General features: G+C 42.6%; 1 protein-coding gene. It reads right to left on the bottom strand.

The features are described from left to right. Nucleotides 1-592: RNA-guided endonuclease InsQ/TnpB family protein (locus AAEY62_RS20120; protein WP_350635924.1), on the bottom strand; the 592-nt coding region annotated here is incomplete at both ends.

Genomic DNA, 592 nt, shown 5'->3' with positions numbered 1-592 from the left:
AACTAATTTTGCAGTTTCTTTATGAGTAAAATCGAGTCTTTGACGGGCGATTTTCTGGTGGAGTTTGGCAATTTGATGCTTTAATTTTCGCTGGGTGCGAGTGCCTTTTTTCGCTAACGCGAGGTCACGTTGTAAAGAGGTTAATCGCTCTTTGCTGTTTCTGAGGTAACGGGGGTTTTCGACTTGCTCAAAATTACCATCCTGATCGATAGTCGAAAAGTAATGAGAAACACCCCAATCCAAGCCAACAGCTTTAGTGCCACAGTTTCTCTCAATGGTGTCATACTCCATTGAAACTGAAATGAACCACTCACCATTCTTTCGGATGATTTCGGCAGTTTTCGGCTTGCCTCCTGTGTTTCTAGCTTTACCTCGGATCTTAACGATACCAACATCAGCCAAATAAACAGCACCATGCTTTTTTTCTTTCAGGTTGAGCTTCCAACCATCACCATGAGCCTTGTAGCCCCAACCTTTAAAGCGTTGAAATGGTTTAAAACGTGGGAATCCAGCTTTCTTATCACCTTTTTTGAGCCGTCTAAAAAAACCGTCAAAAGCCAGTGCAACACGTTTTAATGTGACTTGCTCACTC

The organism is Pseudoalteromonas sp. GW168-MNA-CIBAN-0100 (assembly GCF_040309225.1).
Classification (GTDB): Bacteria; Pseudomonadota; Gammaproteobacteria; order Enterobacterales; family Alteromonadaceae; genus Pseudoalteromonas; species Pseudoalteromonas arctica.
The sequence above is the reverse complement of the archived record's forward strand: the minus strand, read 5'-3'. Positions and strand labels throughout refer to the sequence as shown.